The 1742-nt window shown below is 49.3% G+C and carries 1 rRNA gene; it reads right to left on the reverse strand.

Annotated features, from left to right (window positions below):
- Positions 1-64 precede the first annotated feature (64 nt).
- Positions 65-1640 (reverse strand): 16S ribosomal RNA (locus AC6UDD_RS06890).
- Positions 1641-1742 lie beyond the last annotated feature (102 nt).

Raw genomic sequence — 1742 nt, forward strand, 5'->3', positions numbered from 1 at the left:
GAGAGTAAAACTCTCAAAACTAAACAAGACTTCAATTGTGTAAGGTTTCCGAATTTTTCCTTAGAAAGGAGGTGATCCAGCCGCAGGTTCTCCTACGGCTACCTTGTTACGACTTCACCCTAATCATCTGTCCCACCTTAGGCGGCAGGCTCCAAAAGGTTACCTAACCGACTTTGGGTGTTACAAACTCTCATGGTGTGACGGGCGGTGTGTACAAGACCCGGGAACGTATTCACCGTGGCATGCTGATCCACGATTACTAGCGATTCCAACTTCATGCAGGCGAGTTGCAGCCTGCAATCCGAACTGAGAACGGCTTTAAGAGATTAGCTTGACCTCGCGGTTTCGCAACTCGTTGTACCGTCCATTGTAGCACGTGTGTAGCCCAGGTCATAAGGGGCATGATGATTTGACGTCATCCCCACCTTCCTCCGGTTTGTCACCGGCAGTCTCATTAGAGTGCCCAACTAAATGCTGGCAACTAATGACAAGGGTTGCGCTCGTTGCGGGACTTAACCCAACATCTCACGACACGAGCTGACGACAACCATGCACCACCTGTCATTCTGCCCCCGAAGGGGACACCTAATCTCTTAGGTTAACAGAAGATGTCAAGACCTGGTAAGGTTCTTCGCGTAGCATCGAATTAAACCACATGCTCCACCGCTTGTGCGGGTCCCCGTCAATTCCTTTGAGTTTCAACCTTGCGGTCGTACTCCCCAGGCGGAGTGCTTAATGCGTTAGCTGCGGCACTGAAGGGCGGAAACCCTCCAACACCTAGCACTCATCGTTTACGGCATGGACTACCAGGGTATCTAATCCTGTTTGCTACCCATGCTTTCGAGCCTCAGCGTCAGTTACAGACTAGACAGCCGCCTTCGCCACTGGTGTTCCTCCATATATCTACGCATTTCACCGCTACACATGGAGTTCCACTGTCCTCTTCTGCACTCAAGTTTCCCAGTTTCCGATGCACTTCTCCGGTTAAGCCGAAGGCTTTCACATCAGACTTAGAAGACCGCCTGCGCTCGCTTTACGCCCAATAAATCCGGACAACGCTTGCCACCTACGTATTACCGCGGCTGCTGGCACGTAGTTAGCCGTGACTTTCTGGTTAGATACCGTCGCGACGTGAGCAGTTACTCTCACGCCCGTTCTTCTCTAACAACAGAGTTTTACGAGCCGAAACCCTTCTTCACTCACGCGGCATTGCTCCATCAGACTTTCGTCCATTGTGGAAGATTCCCTACTGCTGCCTCCCGTAGGAGTCTGGGCCGTGTCTCAGTCCCAATGTGGCCGATTACCCTCTCAGGTCGGCTACGCATCATTGCCTTGGTGAGCCTTTATCTCACCAACTAGCTAATGCGCCGCGGATCCATCCAAAAGCGATAGCACAAAGGCCATCTTTCAAACGAAAACCATGTGGTTTTCGTTGTTATACGGTATTAGCATCTGTTTCCAGGTGTTATCCCCTTCTTCTGGGCAGGTTATCCACGTGTTACTCACCAGTTCGCCACTCGCTGCTAACTTAAATCTAGTTAATGCAAGCATCAACTATCAATAGGCGCAGCTCGTTCGACTTGCATGTATTAGGCATGCCGCCAGCGTTCGTCCTGAGCCAGGATCAAACTCTCATTTTAGAAATGAGAAATTTTACTAGCTCATTATTATTTGTTGTTATTCTTTTTCAAAAGAATTAAAAAGCGAATTGACTTCGCAAATGTTTAATTTTAAGTTCTACA

This window comes from Fructilactobacillus sp. X2R1C3, assembly GCF_059901425.1.